A 25,504-nucleotide genomic window follows, 5' to 3' on the forward strand; every position below is an offset into this window, starting at 1 on the left:
CCTAGACCGTGATGCCGCGCTCGGCGAACCACGGCACCGGGTCCACCTTGGTCTCGCCGTCCGGCATGATCTCGAAGTGGAGGTGCGAACCAGTGGAGTAGCCTTCGCTGCCCATCTCGGCGATCTGCTGGCCGGCGCTGACACGGTCGCCCACGTTCACATTGAACGAGCGAATGTGGCCGTAAACACTGATGGAGCCGTCGTCGTGGCGCACGCGCACCCACTTGCCGAAGCCGCGGGCCGGGCCCGCGTTGATGACGGTGCCGTCCATGACCGCAAGAATCGGAGTGCCAAGGTCGTTGGCGATGTCGATGCCCTGGTGGACGGTGCCCCAGCGCGGACCGAAGCCGGAGGTAAAACGTCCCTGCGTCGGCATGACGACCTTATTGCCGTTGGACGTGGTTCCGGTCTGCTGCGTGACATTCGGATCCGGGACGTCGGCGATGGCCTCCTCCTCGTTGTACTCGGGGAGTGCGCGCGGGTCGTAGACGATCTTGTAGCCGGCGGCAGAGAAGGTCGCGCCCTTGGTGAAGATGTCGTCGAGAGCCGCGCCGATGGACGGCAGGGCAGGGCCGACCCCGTCGACTTGCTGCCCGTTGACGGATACGGAGATGGCGTGGGCGGGGATCGCGGTCAAGGGAATGCTCAGCGCAACGGCGGCGACGAGGAGGCGTCGTTTCATGTCGTCTGTCGTCCTTCTTCGTTTCGGTGATTCAGTGCGGAACTCGAAAACGGGCACAGATATTCTCCCGAGTGTTTCCAACTTGGAACATGCTATCGGCAGAAACCATCCCGATCAACGGCGAAATTTGCCTGTGACGTGCAGAAAAAAGGAAATACGGCACGAAATCGCAGGTGACTGCAGTAAACTACTGTAACTTAAGTGATCTATGTGAATTTCGGTCCGGGGGTGAAAAGCGCATAAAAAATTCCCCCCGGTGAAAACCGAGGGGAATCGAAAACCTCTTAGAGCTTGATGCCGCGGGCGGCCAGCCACGGTGCCGGGTCGATGGCGTCGCCGCCGTTCGGGTACACCTCGAAGTGGAGGTGGGAGCCGGTGGAGAAGCCGCGGGAGCCCATTCCGGCGATCTTCTGGCCGGCGCGGACCTTCTCGCCGACGGTGACGTCGACGGTCTCCATGTGGCCGTAGACGGTGATGGTGCCGTCCTCGTGGCGCAGGCGGACCCAGTTGCCGAAGCCGCTGGCCGGGCCAGCGTCGATGACCTCTCCGTCAGTCACCGCGACGATAGGGGTGCCGATGGCGTTGGCGATGTCGACGCCCTTGTGGATGGTACCCCAGCGCGAGCCGAAGCCGGAAGTGAATGCGCCCTCTGCCGGCTTCACGGACAGCGGCGCGCGGGCAGCCTCGTCAGCGGCGGAACGGACCTTCGCGTACTCAACAGCCTTCCCCAGCTGCTCAGACAGGTTGTCCACGGGCTTGTACTCGCTGATGGTGAGGATCTGCGGAGCTGCCTGGGCAGCTGCCTCGGAAGCGTCCTCGAGCGCTGCCTGGGCTGCGCTCGCGTGGTCTGCGTTCGCTGCGGATGCGGCGGAGATGCCGCCGGATGCAACTGCACCGGTGGCGACCGCGACTAGGGCGACGCGGCCCTTGTTCGGGCTCTGCTTGCGGTGCTTGCCTGCGGTGCGGCGTGCGCTCGAAGAGTTCAAGGTGTACCTCGTTGAGATCGTCATTGGGTAACGGTTCGTTCCGGAATCGTAACCTCTTTGTTATCTACTGGGCTGTAACACTAGCGAGTCTCGGTCCGGCTAGCAACCTAAGAGGCGAGATTTCTATATTCGTGTGCGTATCTTCATGCGTTACATAGGGGCTGACGGAGGTCACACAATCGTGTCCCAGAGCCCAATTGCACTGTCCGCGTGCCAAGGTTAAAGGCGATGAGCAAGAAATCTAGTCCGCCAAGTAGGTCGACGGCCACTGCGCCGTCGATAAGCCGTCGCCGCCTCCGCGCGGAGCGTAACGACGCCGCGAACCGCATGTCCGCAGCTGAGCAGGCCCCCACGACGATGAAGGAACGCGTGCGGCATTACCTGCCGTACGTGGGCGTGCCGAATCTCGTGGTGGTGCTGGGCGTGATCGTCGTGTGCCTGGCCACGATCCTGCTGACCGGCGGACGCCTCGCCGCGCTGCCGTCGTCGATCGCTGAACTGTGGTTCGTGCTCCACGGCGTTCCCGTTAGTTTTCAGGGCGTCACGCTCGGCGCGGTGCCGCTGGCCCCAGCGATCGGGGTGGCGGCGCTCATTGCGTGGCGCGTGCGCACAGCAACCCGCGAACGCGTGAGCATTCTCGACCTCTACGCCATTTTCGGTCTGGTCGTGCTCATTCCGTTCACGCTCGGCGCGGTCGCGTGGTTCATGGTGGACGACGCGGCATCGGTCTTCCCGCTCGCCCCGCCCGCAATCCATAAGGCGCTTTTCGTTCCTGTCTTCGTCCACCTCGCGGGCATGGCATGCGGCATGAGCGGGAAGCTGTGGAAAGCGTTGCTCACGCGTCTCGGGGCACCGGATTCGCTTTACGACGCCGCCCGCGCCACCGTTCGCCTCTCCCTCCGCCTGCTTGCCGCTGCGGCAGTCGTGTACGTGATTCTGCTCGCGCTCGGCTACGGGCGTATCACCGAGCTGCTTGGCGAGTTCCCTGTTCTGGGGGCTGGCGGCGGGTTCGCTCTCTTCGCGCTGAGCCTGCTGTATCTGCCGAATGCTGTGGTCTCCACCCTGGCTGTGCTTCTGGGCGCTCCTGTCGACATCGCGCAGGGCGGTGTCTCGCTTTTCGGTGCGGTGCTGGTGCCGCTGCCGCCGTTCCCGCTGTTCGCTGCTATTCCGGGTGATGTCCCGGTGTGGGCGCCGGTCCTGCTCGCCGTGCCCGCGGCGGTGATGATCCACTTCGTGCTCTCGCGCCGTCTGGACGCGCTCGGCATCCTTTTCGCGTCCGTGCTGGCGGCCGCTTTCGCCGCCGCGGCAGGCCTCATGTCCGGCGGCGAGGTCGGTGCGTATGGCTGGGTCGGCCCGAATCAGTGGTTCTTCGCCCTCGCCGCTGCTTTGTGGACTGCTTTCATCTCGGGCGCTGCCTGGCTCGTCGCCCAATTCATGCGGAAGAGAGACGCGGAGGAGCTAGCAGAAGAGCCCGAGGAAGAACCAGAGCCTCAAGTCATAGACGCCGAAGCGAAAGAGCTGGAAGAGGACGCGACCGAAGAACCGGAAGCTGAAGAACCGGCCGAACGATCTGAGGAACTAGAGCCTCAGGTGATCGATGCAGAAGGGATAGACGAGGACGAGCCGGAAGAAACCGAAGAAAAGCCGGAAGAAACCGAAGAAAAGCCGGAAGATGTATCTGACGGGGAAGCAGAGGACGACGAGGACGAGGGGGATATCGATAAGCCCGCTGCTTCTGAGGGCGGATCGACGGCGATCTCGGTCCTGCGCGACGAGAAGCTAGACTGATCTTCCGTGGCAGAGACTTCTCAGACTTCTGTGGCGGTGCTCGTCTCCGGATCGGGGACATTGCTCCAGGCAATCTTGGACGATCAGAGCTCGTACCGCGTGGACCTCGTGGTCGCCGACGTGGAATGCTCGGCGTTGGACCGGGCGCGGAAGGCGGGCGTGCGCACCGAGGTGGTGGCGCTTGACGGCGACCGCGACCAGTGGAACCGGCGGCTCGCTAATACGGTGGGGGACCCGGATATTGTGGTGTCCGCCGGCTTCATGAAGATCGTCGGGGAGGCGTTCCTCGAGCGTTTCGAAGGCCGCTTGATCAACACACATCCGGCGCTGCTGCCCGCATTCCCTGGAGCGCACGCGGTGCGGGACGCTCTCGCGTACGGCGTGAAGGTCACGGGAACTACCGTCCACTACATCGACGCCGGGGTGGACACCGGCGAGATCATCGCTCAGCGTGCGGTCGACGTGCGCAACGGCGAAACTGAAGAAGAGTTGCACGAACGTATCAAGGAAGTCGAGCGCGCGCTCATCGTGGACACGTTGAACCGCGCCGAAACCTCAACAACCGGAAAGGTCGAATTCCCAGCATGAGCAACCGCACTCCCATCAAACGCGCACTGATCAGCGTCTTCGATAAGACGGGCATCGAGGAACTCGCCGCAGCGCTCGCAGAGGCTGGTGTGGAGATCGTCTCCACCGGCTCCACCGCGCAGCGCATCAAAGATTCCGGTGTGGATGTCACCGAAGTCGCGGACGTGACCGGCTTCCCGGAGGTGCTCGAGGGCCGTGTGAAGACGCTGCACCCGCACGTGCACGCCGGCATCTTGGCGGACCTACGGAAAGAAGACCACGCGAAGCAGATCGCTGACCTCGGAGTGAAGCCGTTCGAGCTCGTCGTGGTCAACCTCTACCCGTTCAGCGAGACAGTTGCTTCCGGCGCGAGCTTCGACGAGATCGTCGAGATGATCGATATCGGCGGCCCGTCCATGGTTCGTGCAGCGGCGAAGAACCACCCGTCGGTGGCCATCGTTGTCGACCCCGCCAAGTACGGGGACGTTGCGGATGTCGTCAGGGCCGGAGGCTTCGACGAGGACCAGCGCCGCCAGCTCGCGGCAGATGCTTTCGCTCACACGGCACAGTACGATGCGGCTGTTTCCTCCTGGTTCGATGAGCAGCTCGGGACCTCTAAGCAGCTGCGTTACGGCGAGAACCCGCACCAGTCGGCACGCTTGCTTTCTGACGGCACGGGCCTGGCCGGCGCGACCCAGCACGGCGGCAAGGAAATGTCCTACAACAACTACCAGGACGCGGATGCCGCCTGGCGCGCCGCGTGGGACCACGAGCGTCCGTGCGTGGCCGTGATCAAGCACGCTAATCCGTGCGGCATCGCCGTGTCCGACGAGTCGATCGCTGAGGCCCACAAGAAGGCCCACGCCTGCGACCCGGTCAGCGCCTACGGCGGCGTCATCGCGGCAAACCGCGAGGTCACTTTCGAGATGGCGGAGCAGATCAAGCCGATCTTCACTGAGGTCATCATTGCACCGAGTTTTGCTGATGATGCTCTCGAACTCCTGCAGACCAAGAAGAACCTGCGCATCCTCACCGCAGAGAAGCCGGAACGTGCCGGTGAAGAGTTCAAGCAGATCTCCGGCGGAACACTGGTCCAGGACCGCGATATCTACCAGGCGGAGGGCGACAAGCCGGAGAATTGGACGCTCGCTGCCGGTGAGGCTGCGGATGAGGCAACGCTCAAGGATCTCGAGTTCGCGTGGAATGCAGTGCGCTGCGTGAAGTCCAACGCCATCCTCATCGCGCGCGACGGCGGCGCTGTCGGCGTGGGCATGGGCCAGGTCAACCGCGTCGACTCGGCGAAGCTCGCCGTCGACCGCGCCAACACCCTCGACGAGGGCCGCAACCGCACCAACGGCGCAGTCGCCGCTTCGGACGCTTTCTTCCCGTTCGCAGACGGCTTCCAGATTCTCGCGGATGCCGGTGTGAAGGCCGTTGTCCAGCCGGGCGGCTCCATTCGCGACGAGGAGGTCGTGGCCGCGGCGAACGAAGCCGGCGTCACCATGTACTTCACCGGGACGCGCCACTTCGCCCACTAGCGGCTAAACTAGGCGGCTTTAAGGACCCTTCCACGCGGATCAAAGGAAAGCCAACGTGAGCATGCCGACATGGGGCGGACCCGAACCCCAGTACCAGCAGAATGAGCAGCCCCAGCAACAGCAGGCGGCACCGAAGAGCTCGAACACTGCGTTGATCGTCGTCAGCACGATCGCAGTGCTGCTGGCCCTGGCCCTCGTCGGTTTCCTTGCGTTCTCTTTCCTCTCCGGTTCGCAGAATGAGCCAGAGGAGACCGCCGCATTGTCGAGCATCTCTGCTGAGCCTGCTCCGGAGCAGGCTCCAGCATCGAAGTCGACGGTCACACAGACGGTCGACGCGCCGCCGCCGACGAAGGAGGAAAAGCCCAAGTGCGACTATTCCTCCTGGGACGTGACGGACTCGCAGGTGACTACCCCGGGCTTTGCCGAGAATGTCTTCAGCGACTTCAAGGCTGCCTGCCGTGAAGAGGGCGGCCCGAACGTGACGCTCGTGGATGTCTACAGTCCGCGCACCGAGAAGTACTACACGATGACTTGCCGCGACCGCGGCGACCAGGTCGTGTGCACCGGTGGACGCAACGCCGCGGTCTACATCTCGTGAGAAGGACGCTCGCCGGGGGCGCGCTAGGGGTGGCGCTGGGTCTGACAGCATGCACGATCGACCAGCCCCTGGAAGAGCCAGCGACCGTGGAGGTCACCACCGTGACAGAGACCGCATCAACCGAGCAGACGACACCAGAAGCCCCTGAGAAACGAGAACCATCCGGCTCCGACGTCACTGCCGAGCTCACATCCGCTGTCGACCAGGTCGTCGCCGCGCACGGGGGAACCGCGGCGGTGTCGGTGGGGGAGTCTTCTGCCGGCGACGCATCCGGTTTCGCGTCATGGTCCACGATGAAAGTCCCTGTCGCTATCGCCGCGCTGAGAGAGCACCCGGAGATGACCGTGGAAGCCACCAACGCCATCGAGGTCTCTGACAACGGGGCAGCGGACATGCTGTGGAATACCACCTCTCCGGAAGCGGTGGAAGCGGTGCTCGCAGAAGGGGGCACCCCCGTCCCCGTAGAACGGAATATCACCCGCCCGGGCTTCTCCACCTTCGGCCAGACGCAGTGGTCGGTCGCGGACCAGGCACGGTTCGCGTCGAACCTGGCATGTGTGAACGGATCCGCGCCGATCCTAGTGATGATGGGGAATGTGGCGCAGAACTACGGTCTCGGAACCATTCCGGGGGCGCGGTTCAAAGGGGGATGGGGCCCGTCGATAAGCGGTGCGTACGAGGTCCGCCAACTGGGGCTCGTGCCGGACGCGAACGGCCGCATCATTCCTGTGGCCATTGCCGCAAGCGCGGCGGACGGCACCTACGAATCCGCGCAAGTGATGCTCACGCAGCTCGTCGTCGAGCTCGGCCCGGCCCTTGATGCCGCGCCCGAAGCCGCCTGCAGATAAAAAATCTCCCCCGCCTCCAACAGGTGGAAGTGGGGGAGATTCGTCGAAACTCTACGCTGTCATCGTCAACCCTGGCTAATTAGCGGGTGGTGAACGGCAGGAGAGCCATCTCGCGCGCGTTCTTCACAGCGGTAGCGACCTGGCGCTGCTGCTGCGGCGTCAGGCCAGTGACGCGACGCGAACGGATCTTGTGGCGATCGGAGATGAACAGACGCAAGGTCTCAATGTCCTTGTAGTCCACAGCTTCGATGCCCTTGGCCTTGAGCGGGTTCTTCTTCGGGCGGCGGGACTGCTCCATCCGCACCTTGCGGTTGTTATTGCGCTTCATTTACATGCACTCCCTTGCTTACCACGAGGACTTGCGGACGCCCGGCAGTTCACCGCGGTGGGCCATCTCGCGCATACGGACGCGGGACAGGCCGAACTTGCGGAGGTAGCCGCGGGGGCGGCCGTCGTGCGAGTCGCGGTTACGGACGCGAGCCGGGGAGGCATCGCGCGGCTGACGGTTGAGCTCAAACTGAGCTTCGAGACGGTCCTCGTCGGACGTCTCCGGGTTACGGATGATCGCCTTGAGCTCCTGACGGCGCTCAGCGTAACGCTCGACGATTTCCTTGCGCTTCTCGTTCTTAGCGATCTTAGACTTCTTCGCCATTCTTATCGCTCCTCGCGGAATTCAACGTGCTTGCGCGCAACCGGATCGTACTTCTTCAGCGTGATGCGGTCCGGGTTGTTGCGCTTGTTCTTACGGGTTACGTAGGTGTAGCCGGTGCCCGCGGTGCTCTTGAGCTTGATGATCGGGCGGATATCGTTACGTGCCATGAGCTAGATCTTCTCCCCTCGGGCGCGGATCTGAGCAACGACGGACTCGATGCCGTCGCGATCGATGATCTTCAGACCCTTGGTGGAAACATTAAGCGTGATGGTACGGCCCTCGGAGGGCAGGTAGAAACGCCGCTTCTGCACGTTGGGGTTCCAACGGCGCGAATGGCGGCGGTGCGAGTGAGACACGGTCTTGCCGAAAGACGGCTTCTTTCCCGTGACCTGGCAATGTGCCGACATTGGTTACTTCTTTCTCCTAGCCGCTTGAGCCACGGAGACTATGAGGTGGACGCCGCGCTCGCTACTGGTTACCGGCCGGAAATGTGAGGATGGCCGTGATGCGCGAGGGCGTCGCAAGTCACCGGTTGACTAAGCGTAAACGTGTACTTCGACAACAGCGAGAGTAAACACTACACGCGCAGGGTCTCATTTCATAATCGCTTGCACGCTTATCGACGATCCACTGGAGCAGCTCACGAGGCTGAGCCCGGCCAGCGGCACTGAGACTGCGAACGGCGCAAGAACGGCTCCCTTCGCAGCCACAGTTCTCCACGGGATCTCGATGCCGGAGAGGCGGAGCTGGTCATGCCACAGCAAGGTGGCGAGCGACGCCCACGGCGTGACGATCGCCCCGCAATTGACACCTATTAATAAGGCGAGAGTGTGCTGCGGGGTCGATGTCGCTGGCTCGAGGAGAAGGTAGGCCGGAATATTATTGAGGATATTCGCGGTCACTGCACCTAACGCGGCAAGGGTGGCGGGGCCCATTTCGAGGCTGAGACGGCCGCCGGCGAGAACGAGTACAGCGCCGACACTGAAAGAGAATGCCGCTGCGAGCAAGTGCGAGTTCCACGGGACAAGTGAGAGAGCCGCGCGGCAATCCGGTGAGAGAGCCGCGCGGCAATCCTCCCGGCCTCACGAAAGCAAGGAGAAGTGCCGCCGCTACCGTGCTGACCGCCCAGTACGGCAGTGGCGACACTAGCGCCGGCGGAAGCAGCGACAGCACGATGAGGGATTTCTTCAGGAGCGGGGAGGTGGGCGCAGTGCTCACCGAATCCCGCGACTCCGGTTCGGACGGGGCGAAACGGTAAACCGCTCAGGAAGCGGCGACCGCGACTGCGACCGCCGCTACAGCCGGTACGACCGCGGGCTGCCAGGTTGACCGTCACGGACATCCCCGCGACAAAAAGCAGCACCGGCGCGAGCCGGAGCGCAGTGATTTTCACCTCTTCTGAAGCTGCCACGGCCAAGTAGAGAATGCTCGCCGCCAACACCAGGAGTAGGCCCATCCGCGATTTCGGGAATGTATCCATCGCCTGTACTATGTATCAAGTTGTCTGATCAGGCGTATTCGCCCTGCTCGGATGAAAGACCATTTTCGCACCCAACTCAGGCACGATCCGGGAAGAGAGCCCGGAACCGACCTGAAGTATCAATCCTGAGGGAAACGAAGAGATGAAAAAAGACATCCACCCCGATTACCACCCGGTGATCTTCCAGGACGCAGGCACTGGCCACCAGTTCCTGACCCGTTCTACCGTCACTTCCGACCGCACCGCCCAGTGGGAGGACGGCAATGAGTACCCGCTGATCGTCGTCGACGTCACCAGCGAGTCCCACCCGTTCTGGACCGGCGCACAGCGTGTCATGGACACCGCCGGCCGCGTTGAGAAGTTCAACCGCCGCTTCGGTGGCATGGCCCGCCGCAAGAAGAAGTCCGCTAACTAACGCGCCCGGTAAAGGAGGAAAGACACCATGGCAACCCCGAAGTTCCGTAAGTCCCGTTCGAACACTCACCACCGCCGTTCGCAGTGGAAGGCCGACAACGCCGCACTGCAGGAGGTCAAGATCGACGGTCAGACCGTGCGCATCCCGCGTCGCCTGATCAAGGCCGCCGAGCAGGGCCTGATCGACGTCGAGCAGTTCTAAGCTCGGGCACGCAGCCGGTCACCACTTATGTGGTGGCCGGCTTTTCTTATGTGCAGTTGATCTTGACATAATAGAGTGCATGAAAATTTTGGTGGTCGACGATGAGCAGGCGGTCCGCGAGTCCCTGCGGCGGTCGCTGAAATTCAACGGTTATGACGTCATCTTGGCGGAAGACGGCATCCAAGCTTTGGACACGATCAAAGCAGAGCAACCAGATCTGACCATCTTGGACGTGATGATGCCGCGTCTCGACGGCCTCGGTGTGTGCCGCGAGCTCCGCTCCGCCGGGTACGACCGTCCGATCCTCATGCTCACCGCCCGCGACGGAGTCGCCGAGCGGGTCGCCGGCCTCGACGCTGGCGCGGACGACTACCTGCCCAAACCCTTCGCTCTCGAGGAGCTGCTCGCTCGCGTCCGCTCGTTGCTCCGCCGCGCCCAGGCGGATTCGGCGGGTTCGCAGCAGCGCAGCACGAGCGCCGAGCTCACTTTTGCGGACCTGCATCTCAACGCGATCTCCCGCGATGTCTACCGCGGGGACCGGCACGTCTCCCTGACTCGCACCGAGTTCTCCCTGCTGGAACTCCTCATGCGCAACCCGCGTCGCGTCCTATCCCGCCAGACGATCCTCGAGGAAGTCTGGGGCTACGAGTTCCCGTCCTCCGGAAATGCCCTCGAGGTCTACATCGGCTACCTGCGCCGGAAAACCGAGGCGGGCGGGGAATCCCGCCTGATCCACACCGTTCGCGGCGTGGGCTACGTGTTGCGGGAGACAGCCCCGTGATCCTCCGCCGCATCAGTGCGGACGGTGACACCGACTTGAGGCCGACGCGCCCGTCTCCCGTCCGCGGCAAAATCGCCGCTTTCGCCGGCGCGGGAGTGGCGGCAGCCGTGGGCACCACGGCGGTGATGTCGTATATTGCGGTGTTCGGGGCAATGGACGAACATGAGCTCAGTGCACTGAATTCCCGCACCATCGCATTGATGCGGCAGGTGGAAGACGATTCTGCGAGCGAGGAAGAACTGCATCGGATCGTCGATAAGTTCCGTTCTGATAATCCCGGCTACCGCGCGTCTGTCTCGTTGCGGGAGCACGATTTCTTTGTCGGGGACCCCGTGCCTGTCGACCGGATGGCGCGCGACGGTGGCGCGGCGAACTGGTCGCGGTTCGAAAATGGCGAAGAAATGGTGTCCGTGCTGCGTGACAATGACGGCACCACCGTGGCGGTGGCTCACAACCGCTCCGATTTCGCGCACCTGAAGGGCCGTCTCAAAGCGACGTTGGCGGGCATTGTCGGCCTGGGAACTCTGCTTGTGGCGCTGACCGGTAGCATCATCGCGCGGGGGACGTTGCGTCCCGTTGGCCGTTTGCGCCGCGCGATGGACAGGGTGTCCACGGAAGGCACGCTTGAACCGATCGAGGTGGCCGGCAGCGACGAGTACGCCAAGTTGACCGAATCGCTGAACTCGATGATGGAATCGCTCAATGAGTCCCGCATCCGCCAGGCCCAGTTGGTGGCCGACGCCGGCCACGAACTTCGCACCCCTTTGACATCGATGCGCACCAATATCGAGCTGTTGATCATGCTTCACCGCACCGGGCAGATGGCGCAGATGCCGCAGGAGGATCTCGATGAGCTCGAAGACGATGTCGAGGCCCAGATGCAGGAACTGTCGACGCTCATCGGCGACCTGGTGGACCTCGCCCGCGAGGACGACCTGCAGAAAGAATTCGAGCCCGTCCGCCTGGACTCCCTGCTCACCGAGGCCGTCACACGCGTGCAGCGCCGGCGCCCGGACGTGAACTTCCGCTACCGCGCCGACCCGTGGATCCTCGATGCCGACCGTGCAGCATTGTCGCGCGCGCCCGTGAACCTGCTCGACAACGCCGCGAAGTGGTCCCCGCCGGGCGGCGTTGTGCGTGTCTCGTTGCGGTCTGCGCAGCATAGCGCCGTGCTGATTATCGACGACTCCGGCCCAGGCATTCCCCCGGAGGAGCGCGAAAAGGTCTTCGAGCGCTTCTACCGCGCACCTGAATCGCGGTCCATGCCCGGATCGGGCCTGGGACTGGCTATTGCAGGTCAAGTGCTCGAACGCCACGGCGCGAACATCGACATCGGGGACTCCGACGACGGTGGCGCCCGCATCCGCGTCGTGTTCCCCGGCTGGCCCGCTGAACGCTCACAGTGACCGTTCAGCAACTACTACGATAAGGGCGGTTGAGAATAGAGAACTGGCACAGTGATGAAGAGGACAATGACCGACCATGACCAATCCTGGATACCCCACAAACCCCGGCTTCGCCCCGCAATACAATGAGCCGCTTCCCGTTCAGCAGCCAGCGCCGCAGAAGAAAGGGCCGGGAGCGGGCACCGTCGTCGCGATCTCGCTTATCACCAGCCTTGTCGCCGGTCTGGGCGGTGGCTTTATCGGTGCATCGCTCGCTGGGGACGACTCGTCGGTTGGCGCCAGCAACAACGACAATGCGCTGGAAGCGCCCGTGAAGAAGGAACGCACCCCGGCGCCGGACGGCTCCGTGGAGAAGGTCGCCGATTCGGTTCTCCCCGCGGTCGTGTCCATCGAAGTGGCGACGAGCAAGGGTGGGGCGGAAGGCTCGGGCTCCATCATCAGCGCCGACGGCAAGGTGCTCACGAACCACCACGTCGTCGCCGAGGCCGCGGGCGCGGGCGCGCAGATGCGCGTCACGCTCAACGACGGCACCAAATATCCCGCGAAATTCATCGCCTCCGACGTGAACACTGATATTGCCGTGATTCAGATTGAGGGTGTCAAGGATCTCCCCACGATCCAGTTCGGCGATTCGAACGATCTCGCTGTCGGTCAGTCGGTCGTGGCCATCGGTTCGCCGCTCGGCCTGTCGGCCACTGTGACCACAGGTATTGTCTCTGCTCTCAACCGGCCGGTGCGCGCGGCGCAGGGCGGGGGAGAGTCCTCCCTGATGGACGGCATTCAGACGGACGCGGCGATCAACCCGGGCAACTCCGGCGGCCCGCTCGTGGACATGAATGGACACCTGATCGGTATGAACTCCGTCATCGCGTCCCTGTCCCAGGGGGATTCGGGCGAGGCAGGCTCGATCGGCCTTGGCTTCGCTATTCCGTCGAATTTCGCCCGCCGCGTCGCTGACCAACTCATCAACGAGGGGGAGGCTCGCCAGCCGATGATGGGCGTCGAGGTGGACATCCGCGCCCAGACGGGCGGTGCGCTCGTCAGCAACGTGCAGCCGGGCAGCCCGGCCGACAAGGGCGGACTGAAGGCCGGCGACATCGTCACCCGCATCAACGACCGCCCGATCGAATCCTCCGATGCACTAGTCGCGGCAACACGTTCCTTCGATTTCGGCGAGACGGTCACGCTGGAAGTCCACTCCAAGGATTCCGAGGAATCCCGAACGGTAGAGGTGACTCTAAGTTCCGAGTAGATTCCCTAAGTAGCAAAGAAAACTAGCTATTGACCGCATCAGCCCACGAGGAGCCGGACCATGTCTAACAGTCTTGACGCGCTAGACCTTAAAGAACCCGACGAGGCTTTCTTGCTCGCAGCGGAAGCGGAAGTTGAGCTTCCGGCCCAGCCGTGTGCGCTCGCTGTTCTTATCAGCGACCACAAGCGGAACGGCGCGATCGACGAAGGCTCCGACCAGCTGGTCTTCGAGCTGCTGCAGGAGATGGGCTACAAGGTCGACGGCGTGGTCAGCGTGAAGTCGAAGAAGTCGGAGATCCGCAAGGTCATCGAGACTGCGGTGGTCGGCGGTGTCGACCTCGTGGTCACTATCGGCGGCACCGGTGTCGGTCCCCGCGACAAGGCTCCGGAGGCCACGCGCGCGGTTATCGACCAGCTCGTCCCCGGCGTCGGGCAGGCGGTGCGTGCGTCGGGCCAAGCCTGCGGCGCGGTCGACGCGTGCACGTCCCGTGGTATTTGCGGTGTTTCCGGTTCCACTGTCGTGGTCAATTTGGCGCCTTCGCGCGCGGCGATCCGCGACGGCATGTCCACCATCGCCCCGCTCGTCGCCCACTTGATCAGCGAGCTGCGTAAGTACAGCGTGCAGTAAATGGGACCGCGCCCTAGGCGTCGGATAAAACGCATCGCCGACGTTGACTACGATAGAAAAGCGGACCGTCCGGTTACTGGACGGTCCGCTGGGGACGGCGAGCGGATCGTCGAATTAGACGACGCGGTCCCGGAGGGTGAAGGAGCCGCTAACTACGAAGAGGAGCGGCCGCCGCACCACGGAGGTTAGCCCTTGATCTGTGGGTTCTTGCCCTGTGCGAGCAGATCGCGGATCTCGGTGAGCAGCTCCTGCTCGGTCGGGTCCTCGGCCTCCGGGTCGATGCCCTTGCGGCGCTTCTGCTGCTCGTCCAGCTTGTTCATCGGGGCGACGATGAGGAAGTAGACGACAGCGGCGATCAGCAGGAAGTTGATGATGGCGGTGACGAGAGCGCCGAAGTCCATGAAGGTGGCGTCGTTGCTCGGAATGATGTTGAAGCCGAGACCGGAGAAGTCGGCGCCGCCGACAGAGTTGATCAGCGGGTTGATGATGTTGTCGGAGAAGGCGGTCACGATGGCGGTGAACGCGGAGCCGATCACGACACCGACTGCGAGGTCGATGACGTTGCCGCGCATGATGAAATCTTTGAAGCCCTGGAACATGGGGGTGTCCCTCCTCGGGGAATTGAAAAAGTTTAGTGCCCGACAGAAGTTACTACAGTGATTTCGATTAGGCCATTATCAACTGTTCAAGTTCGCGGAGATTTCAACCAGAATTCGCCAAGTTCACCACCACGGCGAGCGGCGATGCGAGCGACGCAGCCGCCACCGCCGAGGCGTCGTCGTGGGCTAACAGCAGCAGCACGCCGGAGCTACCTTCCTCCTCCGTCGATCCTGCGGTGACAATGATGCCGGAGTCAGCCACAGTGCGCGGCCTGCCGTCCCCGGCGGTCACGACTGAGACGCGGTCGCCGTGGTGGAGCATCGGAATGATGCCGGGATCGGCGAGCTTCACCGGCACCATTGTGAAATTCGAAGCATCATCGCCCACAAGGGCGCTCACGAGGTCGGGGCCGATCAGCCGCGTCGCCGTCACAATTTCACCCGCGGAGGCATGCGAAGCGACGATCTGGCCGGCGGCAGCGTCGACCGTGTCCACCGTCGAAGGCGGAACGAATTCTTCCGGCAGCGGACGGACCTGAAGATCGCCGGCCTCGACGACATCGCCCGGTGCCACATCGCGCGCGAAAACGACCACACCGGGATCGGCGTCCGCCCTGCTCAGCAGAGCACTTACCGCAGCGCACGCGACCAAAAAGGCGGCAGCGCTTCTGCGCAGCACGACAGCCCGGCGGTAGCCGGGGGTCCGTAGAAAGTTCAGAGAATCAGTCAGGCCCATGCCTTATTGGACTGCCCGGCCACCCCGTCCGGTTCCCAGTTCCACGAAACCGGATTGCGTCACCGCCGCGTCGACGGGCCAGTCGTGCGGCTCGGACGGCAGCGAATCGTGCACCTCCCCGTCGTAGACGAGTGCGACGACAGGGCAGTCGACCCCGTCGAGGGCGCGGTCGTAATAGCCGGCGCCTTGTCCGAGCCGCACCCCCGAGCGATCAACACCGAGCGCGGGCACGAGCACAGCATCGAGTGAGAGCGCGCTTAACGACGGCTCGCCCGGCCCCTCCGGCTCTTCGATCCCGAAATGGGCGCCCCGGCGCAACGACCCGTCATAGAGCCCCCACCGCAATCCGCCGTGCGCCGGCGTGATCGGCAGCCACACTTCGTGCACCTCCGCCAGTGCCGGCAGCAGCTCTTTTCCGCCTGGCTCATTGGCCATCGGGGAATAAGCGGCGATGCGGCGGGCTGGGCCGAGCCATGTGAGGAGGTGGGAGACGAGGGTGGCGTCGATAAGCGAATGCTCCATTTTCGCGCGGCGGGAACGCGCCTCGGTGCGGATTGCGTCTTTTGCGGAGTGGCCTACACGGAACACGGGATCATTGTAGGTAAACTGCGCATTCATGCAGAATTCCGACCAGAGCCCGCACGCCGCCGTCAAGACCGTCGTCGTGCCGGCCGCTGGCATGGGGACGCGTTTCCTGCCGGCGACCAAGACTGTTCCGAAAGAGCTGCTGCCTGTGGTGGATACCCCGGGCATCGAGTTGATCGCGGAGGAGGCTGCCCAGTTGGGCGCACAGCGCCTGGCTGTGGTGACTGCGCCGGGTAAAGGCGAGGTCATGGAGCACTTCGGTCCGTTCGAGCAGCTTCGCGAGACCTTGCTCGGCCGCGGCAAAGAGGAACAGGCGAAGAAGGTCTCCCGTGCGGCGGAGATCATCACGGCCGAGGCTGTCGTGCAGGAAAGCCCGCTCGGCCTCGGTCACGCGGTGGGGTGCGCGGAGTCGATCCTCGACGACGACGAGGATGTCGTCGCCGTGATGCTTCCCGACGATCTGGTGCTGCCCACGGGCGTGATGGAGAAAATGGCGGACGTGCGCGCCGAGCTCGGCGGCTCTGTGCTGTGCGCGTTCGAGGTCAGTCCGGAAGAGGTCTTCAATTACGGTGTCTTCGATGTCCGGGATGTCGACGGCCACGACGACGTCAAGCGTGTGGTCGGCATGGTGGAGAAGCCGGATCCGGCTGATGCGCCGTCGAATTTCGTGGCCACCGGACGCTACTTGCTCGACCGGGAGATTTTCGACGCGCTGCGCCGGATCACCCCCGGCAAAGGCGGCGAGCTGCAGCTGACTGACGCGATCGAGCTGATGATCAGCGAGGGGCACCCGGTCCACGTCGTGGTGCACAACGGCAAGCGCCACGATCTGGGCAACCCTGCCGGCTATATTCCGGCCAACGTTGACTTCGGTCTCCGCCACGAGAAGTACGGCCCGGCGCTGTACAAGGCGATCAAGCAGATCATCGCCGATTACGAGGCGGAACTCTAGGACTTTCCAGGAGGGGACCATGCGTAGTGTCGACGACCACCTCGCCATGATCATCGATGCGACGATGACGCCCGAGCCCATCCGCATCGGCATCACCGACGCGCTCGGTCTCATGTGCGCCGAAGAGGTGCAAGCGACCTCGCCGCTGCCCGGATTCTCCCAGGCCGCGGTAGATGGCTACGCAGTCCGCGCCGTTGACGTCGGGGGCGGAACAAGCCTGGGGCACAAAGAAGATTCCCCGGCTCCTGAAGCGTCCCTGCCCGTCGTCGGTGAAGTCGCCGCAGGGTCCCAGAAGCCCCTGCGCCTCCAGCCCCGCCAGGCCGTCCGCGTCGCGACGGGTGCGCCGCTGCCGACGCTCGCCGACGCCGTTCTTCCCCTCGAATGGTCCGACCGCGGCCGCAAGCGCGTCACTCCGCACCGCCCGGTCCGCTCCGGAGATTTCATCCGCCGCGAGGGCGACGACATCCAGCCCGGTGATATTGCTGTCCGCTCCGGCGCAGTCCTGGGGCCCGCACAAATCGGCCTGCTCGCCGCCACCGGCCGCGACAAAGTGCTGGTCTACCCGCGCCCGCGCGTCACCGTCATGTCGTACGGCCTCGAGCTCGTCGACATCGACCGCAACCCCGGCCTGGGGCAGGTCTACGACGTCAGCTCCTACGCGGTGGCCTCCGCCGCGAAGGACGCTGGCGCCGACGTGAACCGTGTCGGCATCATCAACGCCGAACCCCGCCGACTCAAAGAACAGCTCGCGGTGCAGGCGCAGAAGAGCGAATTCATCGTCATCACCGGCGCCGTCGGCGGCTCCAGCGCAAAGCCGATCCAGGAAGCCCTCGGGGAGCTCGGCGGAATCGACACCACCCGCGTGGCCATGCACCCCGGCTCCGCGCAGGGCTTCGGCCTGATCGGGGAGGACCGCATCCCGGTCTTCTTGCTCCCGTCGAACCCGGTGAGTGCCCTGGTCATTTTCGAGGCACTTATCCGCCCGGCGATCCGCACATCCCTGGGTAAGCGCGTGCCCACCCGCCGCACCGTGAAGGCGCGCGCCTTGGGCCGCGTCGAATCGATCCCGGGCCGTCTCGGCTTCATTCGCGCCCGCCTCATGCGCGATGCGGAGACCCACGATTACCTCGTCGACGGCATCGGCGGTGTCTCCGGCAGCCCCGCCCACCTACTGGCAGGCCTGGCCGAAGCGAACGCCATCATCCGCATTCCCACCGATGTCTCCGAAGTGCGCCCCGGCGACATCGTCGACGTTCTCTTCCTTCAACAGCGGGCGTAAGCATGTTCAACTTCTTCGGCCGGGCGAAACACCCCGGCTGGCCTGAAGCGACCCCCACGGTGAATATCCCGGGGGCCTCGCTGCGTCTGCGCCCGTTGGCCTCGAGCGACGGCAAGCACTGGTCCCGCATGCGCATCCGCGACGAAGAGATCCTCCGGCCCGTCGAACCCACCGTCCCCGGCACATGGGAGGACGGGCATTCGCAGGCCGCGTGGCGCTCCAACTGGCAGAACCTGCGCCGTTTCGCCCACGACGGCATCATTGTCCCGCTCGCGATCGAGCTCGACGGCCGGTTCATCGGCCAGGTCACCCTGGGCAATATCCAGCACGGGGCGATCGGGGAGTGCTGGATCGGTTACTGGGTCTACTCGCGCTATTCGGGCCGCGGCATCGCCACCGTCGCTTGCGCCCTCGGCGTGGACCATGCATTCGCCCGCGTCGGCATGCACCGCGTGACCGCCACGTATCTCCCCGACAACCCGGCGTCGGGGAAAGTACTTGCCAATGTCGGGTTCCGCGAAGAGGGCTACCTGCGGGAAAATCTGCATATCGACGGCGCGTGGCGCGACCACTACTTCGTCGCCCAGAACATTGACGACCTGCCCGGATCCGCCGTGGAGCGGCTCGCTGCCCGCGGCCGCCTCTGGATCTAGAAATTCCCGCCCCGTTTCGCGGCGTGGGTCGGTCATTGCTGCGGAAGATCTCTATAACCTCAGCCTGGAAAAGTTGCCAGAAAACCAGAAAGGTCGTGGCGCACATGTCCGGCAGCCTGAGCCTGATCATCGTCCTCATCGTGGTGGTGTGGGCGATTGTTCTCGCCCCGATGGTGTTGGGGGACTCGAAGCCGATCCGCCGCTCCGGGGAGGGATACGACGAGACGCGTGTGCTGCACCAGGGCAACACTCCGCTGGCGGCACGTCGCCGTCCGCGAGTGACCAAAGACGACATCCACAGCTTCGACGAAGATGACGACTACGAGGTGCTCGACGAAGAAGCAGTGCTTATCGACGACACCCGCCCCAAAATGTCTGACAACCCTTCCGAAGAACCCGTCGACGAATCTTCCTCCGGCTCCACCTCCCTGAAGAAGCTGATCGACGGAGAGATCGTTGAGGAAACAGAGGCTGAGGCAGAAGCTGACGCCGAAGCAGAAGCAGATTCTGAAGAAGTCTCCGAAACAGACTCCGAAACAGCCGACGCTCCCGAGTACGAACTCGACGCCTCCTACCTCTCGCCGGAAGACTACGGCTACACCACCGTGACCAAGCTCGAAGAGAAGGAACCGGAGTCTGAGGAAGAGGCCGAATCTGTAGCTGAAGCAGAGGTTGAAGAAGCCTCCGAGCCCACCGAAGACGAGCTCGCTTTTGCGCGTGCGCGCCGCGGGGGCTGGGATCCGGAGATGGCCAAGCGCGTGCGCGAGGACCGTTTCCGCCGCCGTCAGCGCACCCTGCTGGGGCTGGTCGTGCTCTTCGGAACCAGCTTTGTTATCGGCATTGTCTCTGGCGGCTGGGCTTGGCTCGCGCCGGCCGCGGCTGCCGGCCTGCTGGCCTGGTACATGACCGCGCTGCGCACGACAGTGAAGAAGGAGCGCGCGCTGCAGGCCCGCCGTGTGCGCCAGCTGCGTCGTGCACGCCTCGGTGTTGTTACGGCTGCCGAGGATGCGCCGGTGCCACCGCACATGCGCCGCCCGGGCGCAGTGGTGGTCGAGGTCGACGATGAGAGCGCCGACTTCGCTAACCTTCCCACCTACACCGTGCCGCGCGAAGAATCCGAGCGGATCCGCGAAATCGCGTAGTTTTTCTACCAATACGAGGTCGTTATAGCCGGTAAAATCGCCGGGTATGACGACTACTTTTTCTTCTCAGGTAAACGATAATCCCGGCAAGTCCGCCCAACTGTGGGAGAAATTCAGCGACACGAAGCTCAAACGCCTGATCTTCTCCGCGTTCTATTCGGTGAAGGCACCGTACTTCCGCACAGTCATGCCGCGCGTGCAGGTCGCAGAACCCGGCCGCTGCGTTGTCCGCCTGGGCAAGTGGTGGGGTGTGCAGAACCATATCGGCACCTTCCATGTCATTGCCGGCCTGAACGGCGCAGAAGCGGCCATGGGGCTGCTGTGCGAGGTGACAGTGCCGGATTCGCACCGCTGGATTCCGCGCGGCATGCGCGCAGACTACCCGGCAAAGTCCACCGGCGGCCTGACCATCACCGCCACCGGCGACTTCCCGGACTTCGACACGATCACCCGCGAGAGCGGCGGCCAGCTGGTCACCATCAATTGCGAGATCGTCGACGATGCCGGCGTCGAGCCCATCACCGCCGAGATCGACGTGTGGGTCACGGCCAAGAAGTAGGCGCTTAGGAAAGCGGCTCCGCCTGCTCTTGGTCCACGCGGACGTGGAGCAGCGCCACGCGGCCGTCCTCGACTTGGCGGACGGCTTCGCTGACAATGTTGTCTACGTCGGCGGGGTCGTCGAGTTTCGCAGCCCACGCCCCGTTGGCTTCCGCGAGTGCGCAAAACTCGGGGTTCTCCAACTGTGTGCCGCTCACACGGCCGGGATAGTGCTTTTCCTGGTGCATGCGGATCGTGCCGTATTGGGCGTTGTCCACAACCACGATGAGCATCGGGGTGTGGTAGCGCACGGCGGTGATCAGCTCGTTGCCGTTCATCATGAACTCGCCGTCACCGGTGAACACAACGGTGAAGCGGTCGGGGAACGCCAGCTTCGAGGCGATACCGGCTGGCAGCGAGTAGCCCATCGACCCCAAACGATTCGCGATCATCGACGGGAACGCCCGCGTGGGGAAGAACCGCTGCGGCCAGAAGCAGTGGTTGCCGGCACCGTAGGTGCAGATGGCGTCGTCGGGAAGCTTCTTTAGCAGCGCATCCATGACGTCGTGCATATCGACGCATCCGGCAGGCTCGTCGTAACGCTCCGCGACTGTCGGCAGCGTGGAGTGCTGCACATGCAGCTCACGCGCGTGATTGAACCACTGCCTCGTGTCGGGGGTGGAATCGAGCGCGAGGCTGCCTAAGGCTTCGGCGAAGGCCTGCGGGGATGCGATGATGTGGCGCGTGACAGCGGCGGTGTGGCCGACGAGGTCCGAGTCCGGCGTGACCACAATATTGTCTGCGCTGTAGTCCTGCCGGCGGGTGAAGTTGTCCGAGGGCTTGTCCCACAGGACGCCACAGACGGTGATGAGGAGGTCAGCGTCGTCGAGAAGCTGGGCGGTCTCCTCCTTGCGTGCGGTGCCCAGCCAGCCGGCGTTGGCGGGGGAGTCGAAGTGGATACGGTCGGAGGAGCGGGTGTCGCCCACGACGGGAATCTCGTGAGCCTCAGCGAAACGCTGGACGGCATCGCAGGCCTGCTGCGTCCAGCCTTGGCCGCCCTCGAAGATGAGGGGGCGTTGCGCCTGTTCCAGCTTGTCCTTGAGCACAGCGGCATCGGCGTCGGACACGCCCCCGTGAGCGACCTGGATCGGCGGGGCGAGCTCCGCACCAGCGGGGAACTCAGCGGCCACCACATCCTCCGGCAAACCGACCACGACGGGGCCTGGCCGGCCCTGTTTAGCTAGGCGCATTGCGTTGGACACGATGCCGCTGGCCCGCTCAGGCTTGTCGATAATGAACACGCCCTTCGCAATGGACCCGAACCACTGGTGCGGATCAAACTCCTGGAAAGACTCGCGGTAGCGATCCTCGCGTGGAATCAGACCGATGAACAGCACAAGCGGGACGGCATCCTGCCAGGCGGTGTACACGCCGATCTTCGCGTTGGCGGCACCCGGGCCGCGGGTGACCATGACCACGCCGGGTTCGCCCGTCGCTTTGCCATATGCGTCTGCCATGTAGGCCGCACCGCCCTCGTGGCGACACACAATGGTGGAGATGTCGGTGTCGTGCAGGCCGTCGAGCACAGCGAGGTAACTCTCACCGGGAACAAGGAAGACTTGCTCGGTCCCGTGATTCTTGAGGGTCTGGGCGATGGCGGAACCGACGTGCATGGTTCTCCTTTGGATTTCGGGTACCGTACCCCAACCAGAGTGCCCTGCGACGCCGGATCCTGCCACTGGCTTAAAGGTCGAAGTGCAGCAGCGACGGCACAAAGGTGCGCCGCCCCGTTGCAACGAGATGGGTGTTGACAATGCCCGTCGCCTGCATGAACAGCCACACCGACTTCGGCCCGATAAAGGTGAACCCGTGGGACTTCAACTCTCTGGCCAACGCCTTAGATTCTGCAGTCGATTCCGGGATGTCCAGTATGGTTTCCGGCTGCGGCATGTCGGCGGGGCGGTGGGCCCAGACAAGTTCAGACAGGCGCTTGCCGTCCTGGCGCAGCCCCACTGTCGCCTTGGCATTAACGATCACCGCGCGGAGCTTGGTTCGGTTGCGGATCAGCGCGGGGGTGTCCATCATCTTGTCCACGTCGCCGTCAGTCATCCGCGCAACGATGTCGGGGTCGAAGCCGCTGAACGCTCGGTTGAGGGCGGGGAACTTCGCCAGCGCAGCGCGCATGGACAAACCCGACTGCAAGACTTGGAAGCACAGGGCGCGGAAGACGTCGTTCTCGTCGACAGCGGGGACACCCCAGGTCGTGTCGTAGTACAGGCGCGTCAGCGAATCAGTGGCGGCCCACGGCGGGCGGTACGTGCCGTCCTCGCACAGCACGGGGCCAACGATTGCGGGCTTGTTCTTCAGCAGCGGCGCCAAAAGGCGGGAGTGCAGCGGGCAGTCATCGATGTTCAAAAAGTCGAATGGGCGGTGGTCGTAGGAACAGGTGCAGCATGTCTCGATGTCGAAATAAGTCGTCATGCCCTAGTTAGACTGCTTGAGAGGCTCGTTTGGTTCCACGCTGTAGGGTTGAATTCATGAATAGACCGGCCGTGCGTGACTTTGCGCTGCTCCTTGCGCGTTTCATCGTCGGAGTGGTGTTCATTGCCCGGGGGTACCAGCACTGGGTTGGCGTGGGCATGCGCACTACTGCGCAGCAGTTCGCCGAGGCCGGCGTGCCGCAGCCACGGTTGGTTGCGTATGCGGCGGGTTCCGTCGAGTTGATTGGCGGCGCCATGCTCATCATTGGTTTGCTCACCACGATCATGGCGGGCTTAATGGCCGTGATGGTGCTGGTAGCCGCGTATTTTGTGCATCTTCCCAACGGGTTCTTCGCCGAAGACGGCGGTGTGGAGTACCCGCTGATTCTCGCGGTGCTGCTGGGGCTCATCGTCGTGTTCGGGGCAGGCCGCGCAAGCTTGGACCGGGTGCTGGTTGATGATTAGCCACAGCGAGGTGCAAAAAGCGCTCTCCGCGCGTATCGACGGCGAAGACCCCAGCATCGACAACTCCATCCTCGATGCGCACCTTGCCGGCTGCCCCGAATGCCTGGCGTTTTGGGAGCGGTCACTGCGCCTGACCAGCTCCCTGAGCCTTGTCGACGCTGACGGCGCCATGGCCCCTCCCGCCGACCTCTCAAAGGTCATCTTCGCCGGCGTGGAGGGCGAGTTCCGCCGCGTTTCTGCCCGGCGCGTCGTCGCCTTGGCCGTGGGCCGGATGCTCTTGGTTCTCCTGGCGGTTGTTCATGCCTTCTGGGCCGGAGAGGACATCGTTTCCCTCGTGGCTGCCACGGTGGATACCTCGATGTCGCAGCTGCTCATCGGCACGGCAGCCGTGCACGTGGGTATCACGGCGGCGTTGCTGTTCGCCGCCTGGAAGCCGAGTCAGATCCCCGGGATCCTGCTCATTGTGGGGGCCATGTTCGGTTTCACGGTCGGCTTTGTCGTGCTCGAGGCGGTCTCGGGAAGCGGCACAGCACCGTGGTGGCAGTTCGTTACGTTGCTGCTCACCTGCGCTGCGTTGGTCTTCATGTGGTTTGCGGACAAGGGGTTGAAAAACCCATTGCTCGGATTGAGCTCTCGGCCCTTGTCTTAGCCGCTTCTACTTCCAACTTCTACTTCCAACTCGGCAGCCACATGAGCTGGTTGTACCAGCTGTCGGGAATGACAAACCCGTACAGGATGGGGGAGAAGTAGAAGAACATCCCGATGACCACCGCCAGGTAACACAGCACCGCAAACTGCCCCCATGTGATCGGGTAGCCGGCGATCTTCTGCAGGCGCGGCACGGGTCCGCCCCGCTGGGCCAGGTTCCCCAACGCCAGGGCCAGCAGCACGATCGTGAAGGGGACCAGGGGCGCGGCGTAGAAGAAGTACATCTGGCGGTCGAAGGCGACGAGCCAGGGCAGGAATCCCGCGCCGAAGGCGACGAGCGGCAGGATGACGCGCCGGTCGCCACGGGAAATCCACGCCCAGATTGCCCACAGCAGCACAGGCACGGTCAGCCACCAGATGGCGGGCGTGCCGAAGAGGTAGATCATCCGCCGGCACTCCTGTCCGCCGGCGCATTCGATTCCGGTGGAGGAGTAGTAGAGGATCGGGCGGGATGCCACCAGCCAGGACCACGGCTTCGAGTCCCACGGGTGCGAGTGGCCTGACGAGGAGGTCAGTTCACTGTGGAAGTTGAGCACGGAAAAGTGGTAGTAGAGCCACCCGCCGAGCGCGTCGGGCAGGTGAGTCAGCCACGGCCAGTCGGAGTCTGCGATGGTGCCGTCGACAGCCGCGTGGCGGTACACGGAGGTCTCCGAGGCGAACCAGGCCCGCCAAGACCACATGTACACCACCGCGGGGATGAGCACGATGGAAGCCAGCGCCGAAGGCACGTCGCGTAGCAGCATTCCAGCCACTGGCTTTTCCACGCCATAGCGCCGCCGCAGCCACAAGTCATAGAAAGACGACAGCAGCCCGAAGAAGGCGATGTAGTACAGGCCGGACCATTTCACGGACAGGGCGCACCCGAGCGCGACACCGGTGGCGAACCTCCACCAGCGGAAGCCCAGGCGGGGGCCGTAGGGGGAGGAACCCATGGTGCCGGTGCGGTAGGCGCTGTCAAGCCTGCGGTGCACTTGGCGCATATCGCCGGCGAGGGTCCATGCGGCTACGACGACGGGGAGGAGAATGAACACGTCGAGCATGCCAAAACGGCCGATGACCAGCAGCACACCGTCGCACAGCGCGATGATGCCGGCGAACAGCGCCACCACCCACGACTGGGAGATACGGCGGGCCAGCAGCATGATGAACACCACGGTCAGCGCACCGAAGAGGGCCGCCACGAAACGCCAGCCGAGGGGGGAGTAGCCAAACAGGGCCTCGCCGAGCGCGGCGAGTTGCTTGCCCAACGGAGGGTGCACCACGAGGCCGTACGCCGGGTTCGATTCGATACCGCCGATGACCGGGTTGAATGAAGAGCGGAAGATGTCCCAGGCCTGCGGGGCGTAGTGCTTCTCGTCGAAGACGGGGGTGCCGCTGGACTCTGCCGTGGTCACTCCGATAAATCGCGTGAAGAAGGCGAGGATGGCGATCGCCGTCGTGGTGATCGTGTCGCGCTGGGACCACGGCACCGTCACGGGGGCGGTGGGGGCGGGGCGGTCCACGCGCACTTTCTCGGCCACTACTGTCGCACTCACGGATGAAGATCT

General features: G+C 63.9%; 31 protein-coding genes. 18 read left to right on the top strand and 13 right to left on the bottom strand.

The window, feature by feature from the left end; translation table 11 throughout:
* Position 1: 1 nt before the first annotated feature.
* Together CAPP_RS03375 and CAPP_RS03380 are read right to left on the bottom strand one after the other, a co-directional pair.
* Entirely contained in the window at positions 2–682 is a 681-nt protein-coding gene (locus CAPP_RS03375) for a M23 family metallopeptidase (protein ID WP_076599267.1), read from the bottom strand.
* Between the two features lie 284 nt (positions 683–966).
* On the bottom strand, positions 967–1,692 hold the full coding sequence (locus CAPP_RS03380; protein ID WP_076599268.1) for a M23 family metallopeptidase: 726 nt from the start codon (positions 1,690–1,692) through the stop codon (positions 967–969).
* Between the two features lie 204 nt (positions 1,693–1,896).
* On the opposite strand from CAPP_RS03380, the gene CAPP_RS03385 reads away from it, so the two are divergent.
* The 5 genes from CAPP_RS03385 to CAPP_RS03405 are packed head-to-tail and all read left to right on the top strand — an operon-like array spanning position 1,897 to position 7,007.
* Positions 1,897–3,456, top strand: coding sequence for a cell division protein PerM (locus tag CAPP_RS03385; protein WP_143313874.1), 1,560 nt, complete (start codon positions 1,897–1,899; stop codon positions 3,454–3,456).
* Positions 3,457–3,462: 6 nt separating this feature from the next.
* A complete protein-coding gene (gene purN / locus CAPP_RS03390; RefSeq protein WP_076599270.1) occupies positions 3,463–4,044 on the top strand; it encodes a phosphoribosylglycinamide formyltransferase in 582 nt (193 codons plus the stop codon).
* Complete coding sequence (gene purH, locus CAPP_RS03395; protein ID WP_076599271.1) at positions 4,041–5,561, top strand: bifunctional phosphoribosylaminoimidazolecarboxamide formyltransferase/IMP cyclohydrolase; 1,521 nt, start codon at positions 4,041–4,043, stop codon at positions 5,559–5,561. The genes purN and purH overlap by 4 nt, the downstream gene beginning before the upstream one ends.
* 55 nt (positions 5,562–5,616) lie before the next feature.
* The gene (locus tag CAPP_RS03400; RefSeq protein ID WP_143313875.1) at positions 5,617–6,159 is read left to right on the top strand and encodes a flagellar basal body-associated FliL family protein; all 543 of its coding nucleotides are present in this window, start codon (positions 5,617–5,619) and stop codon (positions 6,157–6,159) included.
* Positions 6,156–7,007: a serine hydrolase gene (locus CAPP_RS03405; RefSeq protein WP_076599273.1), complete on the top strand. Its 852-nt coding sequence runs from the start codon at positions 6,156–6,158 to the stop codon at positions 7,005–7,007. Before CAPP_RS03400 ends, CAPP_RS03405 begins: the two co-directional genes overlap by 4 nt.
* Before the next feature lie 79 nt (positions 7,008–7,086).
* Here CAPP_RS03405 and rpsR read toward each other — a convergent pair whose 3' ends face one another.
* From rpsR to CAPP_RS03430, 5 genes are all read right to left on the bottom strand, one after another.
* Positions 7,087–7,335, bottom strand: coding sequence for a 30S ribosomal protein S18 (gene rpsR, locus CAPP_RS03410; RefSeq protein WP_076599274.1), 249 nt, complete (start codon positions 7,333–7,335; stop codon positions 7,087–7,089).
* An 18-nt stretch (positions 7,336–7,353) separates the two neighbouring features.
* Positions 7,354–7,659: a 30S ribosomal protein S14 gene (gene rpsN / locus CAPP_RS03415; protein ID WP_076599275.1), complete on the bottom strand. Its 306-nt coding sequence runs from the start codon at positions 7,657–7,659 to the stop codon at positions 7,354–7,356.
* A gap of 2 nt (positions 7,660–7,661) precedes the next feature.
* Positions 7,662–7,826, bottom strand: coding sequence for a 50S ribosomal protein L33 (rpmG, locus tag CAPP_RS03420; protein WP_012359793.1), 165 nt, complete (start codon positions 7,824–7,826; stop codon positions 7,662–7,664).
* A 3-nt stretch (positions 7,827–7,829) separates the two neighbouring features.
* Entirely contained in the window at positions 7,830–8,066 is a 237-nt protein-coding gene (rpmB, locus tag CAPP_RS03425; RefSeq protein ID WP_075466037.1) for a 50S ribosomal protein L28, read from the bottom strand.
* A gap of 186 nt (positions 8,067–8,252) precedes the next feature.
* Positions 8,253–8,666, bottom strand: a complete 414-nt coding sequence (locus tag CAPP_RS03430; RefSeq protein WP_076599276.1) for an ArsB/NhaD family transporter — start codon at positions 8,664–8,666, stop codon at positions 8,253–8,255.
* 615 nt (positions 8,667–9,281) lie between these two features.
* On the opposite strand from CAPP_RS03430, the gene CAPP_RS03435 reads away from it, so the two are divergent.
* The 6 genes from CAPP_RS03435 (at position 9,282) to CAPP_RS03460 (ending at position 13,821) form a co-directional block, all read left to right on the top strand.
* Positions 9,282–9,554 (top strand): type B 50S ribosomal protein L31, encoded by a 273-nt coding sequence (locus CAPP_RS03435; protein WP_076599277.1) that lies wholly within the window; start codon positions 9,282–9,284, stop codon positions 9,552–9,554.
* 27 nt (positions 9,555–9,581) lie between these two features.
* Positions 9,582–9,755: a 50S ribosomal protein L32 gene (gene rpmF, locus CAPP_RS03440; protein ID WP_076599278.1), complete on the top strand. Its 174-nt coding sequence runs from the start codon at positions 9,582–9,584 to the stop codon at positions 9,753–9,755.
* Positions 9,756–9,834: 79 nt separating this feature from the next.
* Entirely contained in the window at positions 9,835–10,536 is a 702-nt protein-coding gene (locus CAPP_RS03445; protein WP_076599279.1) for a response regulator transcription factor, read from the top strand.
* A complete protein-coding gene (locus CAPP_RS03450; protein ID WP_076599280.1) occupies positions 10,533–11,942 on the top strand; it encodes a HAMP domain-containing sensor histidine kinase in 1,410 nt (469 codons plus the stop codon). Before CAPP_RS03445 ends, CAPP_RS03450 begins: the two co-directional genes overlap by 4 nt.
* Before the next feature lie 76 nt (positions 11,943–12,018).
* Positions 12,019–13,194, top strand: coding sequence for a S1C family serine protease (locus CAPP_RS03455; protein ID WP_084560585.1), 1,176 nt, complete (start codon positions 12,019–12,021; stop codon positions 13,192–13,194).
* 60 nt (positions 13,195–13,254) lie between these two features.
* The gene (locus CAPP_RS03460) at positions 13,255–13,821 is read left to right on the top strand and encodes a MogA/MoaB family molybdenum cofactor biosynthesis protein (protein ID WP_076599281.1); all 567 of its coding nucleotides are present in this window, start codon (positions 13,255–13,257) and stop codon (positions 13,819–13,821) included.
* Between the two features lie 185 nt (positions 13,822–14,006).
* Here CAPP_RS03460 and mscL read toward each other — a convergent pair whose 3' ends face one another.
* The 3 genes from mscL to CAPP_RS03475 form a co-directional block, all read right to left on the bottom strand.
* Positions 14,007–14,420, bottom strand: coding sequence for a large-conductance mechanosensitive channel protein MscL (gene mscL / locus CAPP_RS03465; RefSeq protein ID WP_076599283.1), 414 nt, complete (start codon positions 14,418–14,420; stop codon positions 14,007–14,009).
* 103 nt (positions 14,421–14,523) lie between these two features.
* On the bottom strand, positions 14,524–15,156 hold the full coding sequence (locus tag CAPP_RS03470; protein WP_076599284.1) for an SAF domain-containing protein: 633 nt from the start codon (positions 15,154–15,156) through the stop codon (positions 14,524–14,526).
* A gap of 3 nt (positions 15,157–15,159) precedes the next feature.
* Positions 15,160–15,744: a 5-formyltetrahydrofolate cyclo-ligase gene (locus tag CAPP_RS03475; RefSeq protein WP_159437735.1), complete on the bottom strand. Its 585-nt coding sequence runs from the start codon at positions 15,742–15,744 to the stop codon at positions 15,160–15,162.
* A 28-nt stretch (positions 15,745–15,772) separates the two neighbouring features.
* Between CAPP_RS03475 and CAPP_RS03480 the strand changes: the two genes are divergently transcribed.
* The 5 genes from CAPP_RS03480 to CAPP_RS03500 all read left to right on the top strand — a co-directional run bounded on the left by CAPP_RS03480 (position 15,773) and on the right by CAPP_RS03500 (position 20,326).
* Complete coding sequence (locus CAPP_RS03480; RefSeq protein ID WP_076599286.1) at positions 15,773–16,693, top strand: UTP--glucose-1-phosphate uridylyltransferase; 921 nt, start codon at positions 15,773–15,775, stop codon at positions 16,691–16,693.
* Between the two features lie 19 nt (positions 16,694–16,712).
* Positions 16,713–17,972, top strand: coding sequence for a molybdotransferase-like divisome protein Glp (gene glp, locus CAPP_RS03485; RefSeq protein ID WP_076599287.1), 1,260 nt, complete (start codon positions 16,713–16,715; stop codon positions 17,970–17,972).
* A 2-nt stretch (positions 17,973–17,974) separates the two neighbouring features.
* Positions 17,975–18,625 (top strand): GNAT family N-acetyltransferase, encoded by a 651-nt coding sequence (locus tag CAPP_RS03490; protein WP_076599288.1) that lies wholly within the window; start codon positions 17,975–17,977, stop codon positions 18,623–18,625.
* A gap of 104 nt (positions 18,626–18,729) precedes the next feature.
* Positions 18,730–19,767 (top strand): divisome protein SepX/GlpR, encoded by a 1,038-nt coding sequence (gene sepX, locus CAPP_RS03495; RefSeq protein WP_076599289.1) that lies wholly within the window; start codon positions 18,730–18,732, stop codon positions 19,765–19,767.
* A 46-nt stretch (positions 19,768–19,813) separates the two neighbouring features.
* Positions 19,814–20,326, top strand: a complete 513-nt coding sequence (locus CAPP_RS03500; protein WP_076599290.1) for a hotdog fold domain-containing protein — start codon at positions 19,814–19,816, stop codon at positions 20,324–20,326.
* Between the two features lie 4 nt (positions 20,327–20,330).
* Here the strand turns inward: CAPP_RS03500 and CAPP_RS03505 are convergent, their stop codons facing one another.
* On the bottom strand, positions 20,331–21,977 hold the full coding sequence (locus tag CAPP_RS03505; protein WP_076599291.1) for a thiamine pyrophosphate-dependent enzyme: 1,647 nt from the start codon (positions 21,975–21,977) through the stop codon (positions 20,331–20,333).
* A 70-nt stretch (positions 21,978–22,047) separates the two neighbouring features.
* Entirely contained in the window at positions 22,048–22,785 is a 738-nt protein-coding gene (locus tag CAPP_RS03510) for a DNA-3-methyladenine glycosylase I (protein WP_084560586.1), read from the bottom strand.
* 56 nt (positions 22,786–22,841) lie between these two features.
* Between CAPP_RS03510 and CAPP_RS03515 the strand changes: the two genes are divergently transcribed.
* Both CAPP_RS03515 and CAPP_RS03520 read left to right on the top strand, forming a co-directional pair.
* Positions 22,842–23,249 (top strand): DoxX family protein, encoded by a 408-nt coding sequence (locus CAPP_RS03515; protein WP_076599292.1) that lies wholly within the window; start codon positions 22,842–22,844, stop codon positions 23,247–23,249.
* Positions 23,242–23,898, top strand: a complete 657-nt coding sequence (locus tag CAPP_RS03520) for a zf-HC2 domain-containing protein (RefSeq protein ID WP_076599293.1) — start codon at positions 23,242–23,244, stop codon at positions 23,896–23,898. Before CAPP_RS03515 ends, CAPP_RS03520 begins: the two co-directional genes overlap by 8 nt.
* A 19-nt stretch (positions 23,899–23,917) precedes the next feature.
* On the opposite strand, the gene pmt is transcribed toward CAPP_RS03520, so the two are convergent.
* The gene (pmt, locus tag CAPP_RS03525) at positions 23,918–25,492 is read right to left on the bottom strand and encodes a protein O-mannosyltransferase (RefSeq protein ID WP_412459496.1); all 1,575 of its coding nucleotides are present in this window, start codon (positions 25,490–25,492) and stop codon (positions 23,918–23,920) included.
* Positions 25,493–25,504 lie beyond the last annotated feature (12 nt).

It is taken from the genome of Corynebacterium appendicis CIP 107643 (assembly GCF_030408415.1).
GTDB lineage: Bacteria > Actinomycetota > Actinomycetes > Mycobacteriales > Mycobacteriaceae > Corynebacterium > Corynebacterium appendicis.

Bases quoted from the DNA above. Each gene is read 5' to 3' on its own strand.
- CAPP_RS03490 (WP_076599288.1), top strand. From the start codon at position 17,975: ATGTTCAACTTCTTCGGCCGGGCGAAACACCCCGGCTGGCCTGAAGCG.
- CAPP_RS03520 (WP_076599293.1), top strand. From the start codon at position 23,242: ATGATTAGCCACAGCGAGGTGCAAAAAGCGCTCTCCGCGCGTATCGAC.
- glp (WP_076599287.1), top strand. From the start codon at position 16,713: ATGCGTAGTGTCGACGACCACCTCGCCATGATCATCGATGCGACGATG.
- rpsR (WP_076599274.1), bottom strand. From the start codon at position 7,335: ATGAAGCGCAATAACAACCGCAAGGTGCGGATGGAGCAGTCCCGCCGC.
- CAPP_RS03470 (WP_076599284.1), bottom strand. From the start codon at position 15,156: ATGGGCCTGACTGATTCTCTGAACTTTCTACGGACCCCCGGCTACCGC.
- purH (WP_076599271.1), top strand. From the start codon at position 4,041: ATGAGCAACCGCACTCCCATCAAACGCGCACTGATCAGCGTCTTCGAT.
- CAPP_RS03435 (WP_076599277.1), top strand. From the start codon at position 9,282: ATGAAAAAAGACATCCACCCCGATTACCACCCGGTGATCTTCCAGGAC.
- rpmB (WP_075466037.1), bottom strand. From the start codon at position 8,066: ATGTCGGCACATTGCCAGGTCACGGGAAAGAAGCCGTCTTTCGGCAAG.
- mscL (WP_076599283.1), bottom strand. From the start codon at position 14,420: ATGTTCCAGGGCTTCAAAGATTTCATCATGCGCGGCAACGTCATCGAC.
- CAPP_RS03385 (WP_143313874.1), top strand. From the start codon at position 1,897: ATGAGCAAGAAATCTAGTCCGCCAAGTAGGTCGACGGCCACTGCGCCG.
- CAPP_RS03505 (WP_076599291.1), bottom strand. From the start codon at position 21,977: ATGCACGTCGGTTCCGCCATCGCCCAGACCCTCAAGAATCACGGGACC.
- CAPP_RS03445 (WP_076599279.1), top strand. From the start codon at position 9,835: ATGAAAATTTTGGTGGTCGACGATGAGCAGGCGGTCCGCGAGTCCCTG.
- CAPP_RS03515 (WP_076599292.1), top strand. From the start codon at position 22,842: ATGAATAGACCGGCCGTGCGTGACTTTGCGCTGCTCCTTGCGCGTTTC.
- CAPP_RS03510 (WP_084560586.1), bottom strand. From the start codon at position 22,785: ATGACGACTTATTTCGACATCGAGACATGCTGCACCTGTTCCTACGAC.
- CAPP_RS03500 (WP_076599290.1), top strand. From the start codon at position 19,814: ATGACGACTACTTTTTCTTCTCAGGTAAACGATAATCCCGGCAAGTCC.
- CAPP_RS03460 (WP_076599281.1), top strand. From the start codon at position 13,255: ATGTCTAACAGTCTTGACGCGCTAGACCTTAAAGAACCCGACGAGGCT.
- rpmF (WP_076599278.1), top strand. From the start codon at position 9,582: ATGGCAACCCCGAAGTTCCGTAAGTCCCGTTCGAACACTCACCACCGC.
- CAPP_RS03455 (WP_084560585.1), top strand. From the start codon at position 12,019: ATGACCAATCCTGGATACCCCACAAACCCCGGCTTCGCCCCGCAATAC.
- sepX (WP_076599289.1), top strand. From the start codon at position 18,730: ATGTCCGGCAGCCTGAGCCTGATCATCGTCCTCATCGTGGTGGTGTGG.
- CAPP_RS03480 (WP_076599286.1), top strand. From the start codon at position 15,773: ATGCAGAATTCCGACCAGAGCCCGCACGCCGCCGTCAAGACCGTCGTC.
- rpsN (WP_076599275.1), bottom strand. From the start codon at position 7,659: ATGGCGAAGAAGTCTAAGATCGCTAAGAACGAGAAGCGCAAGGAAATC.
- rpmG (WP_012359793.1), bottom strand. From the start codon at position 7,826: ATGGCACGTAACGATATCCGCCCGATCATCAAGCTCAAGAGCACCGCG.
- CAPP_RS03380 (WP_076599268.1), bottom strand. From the start codon at position 1,692: ATGACGATCTCAACGAGGTACACCTTGAACTCTTCGAGCGCACGCCGC.
- CAPP_RS03375 (WP_076599267.1), bottom strand. From the start codon at position 682: ATGAAACGACGCCTCCTCGTCGCCGCCGTTGCGCTGAGCATTCCCTTG.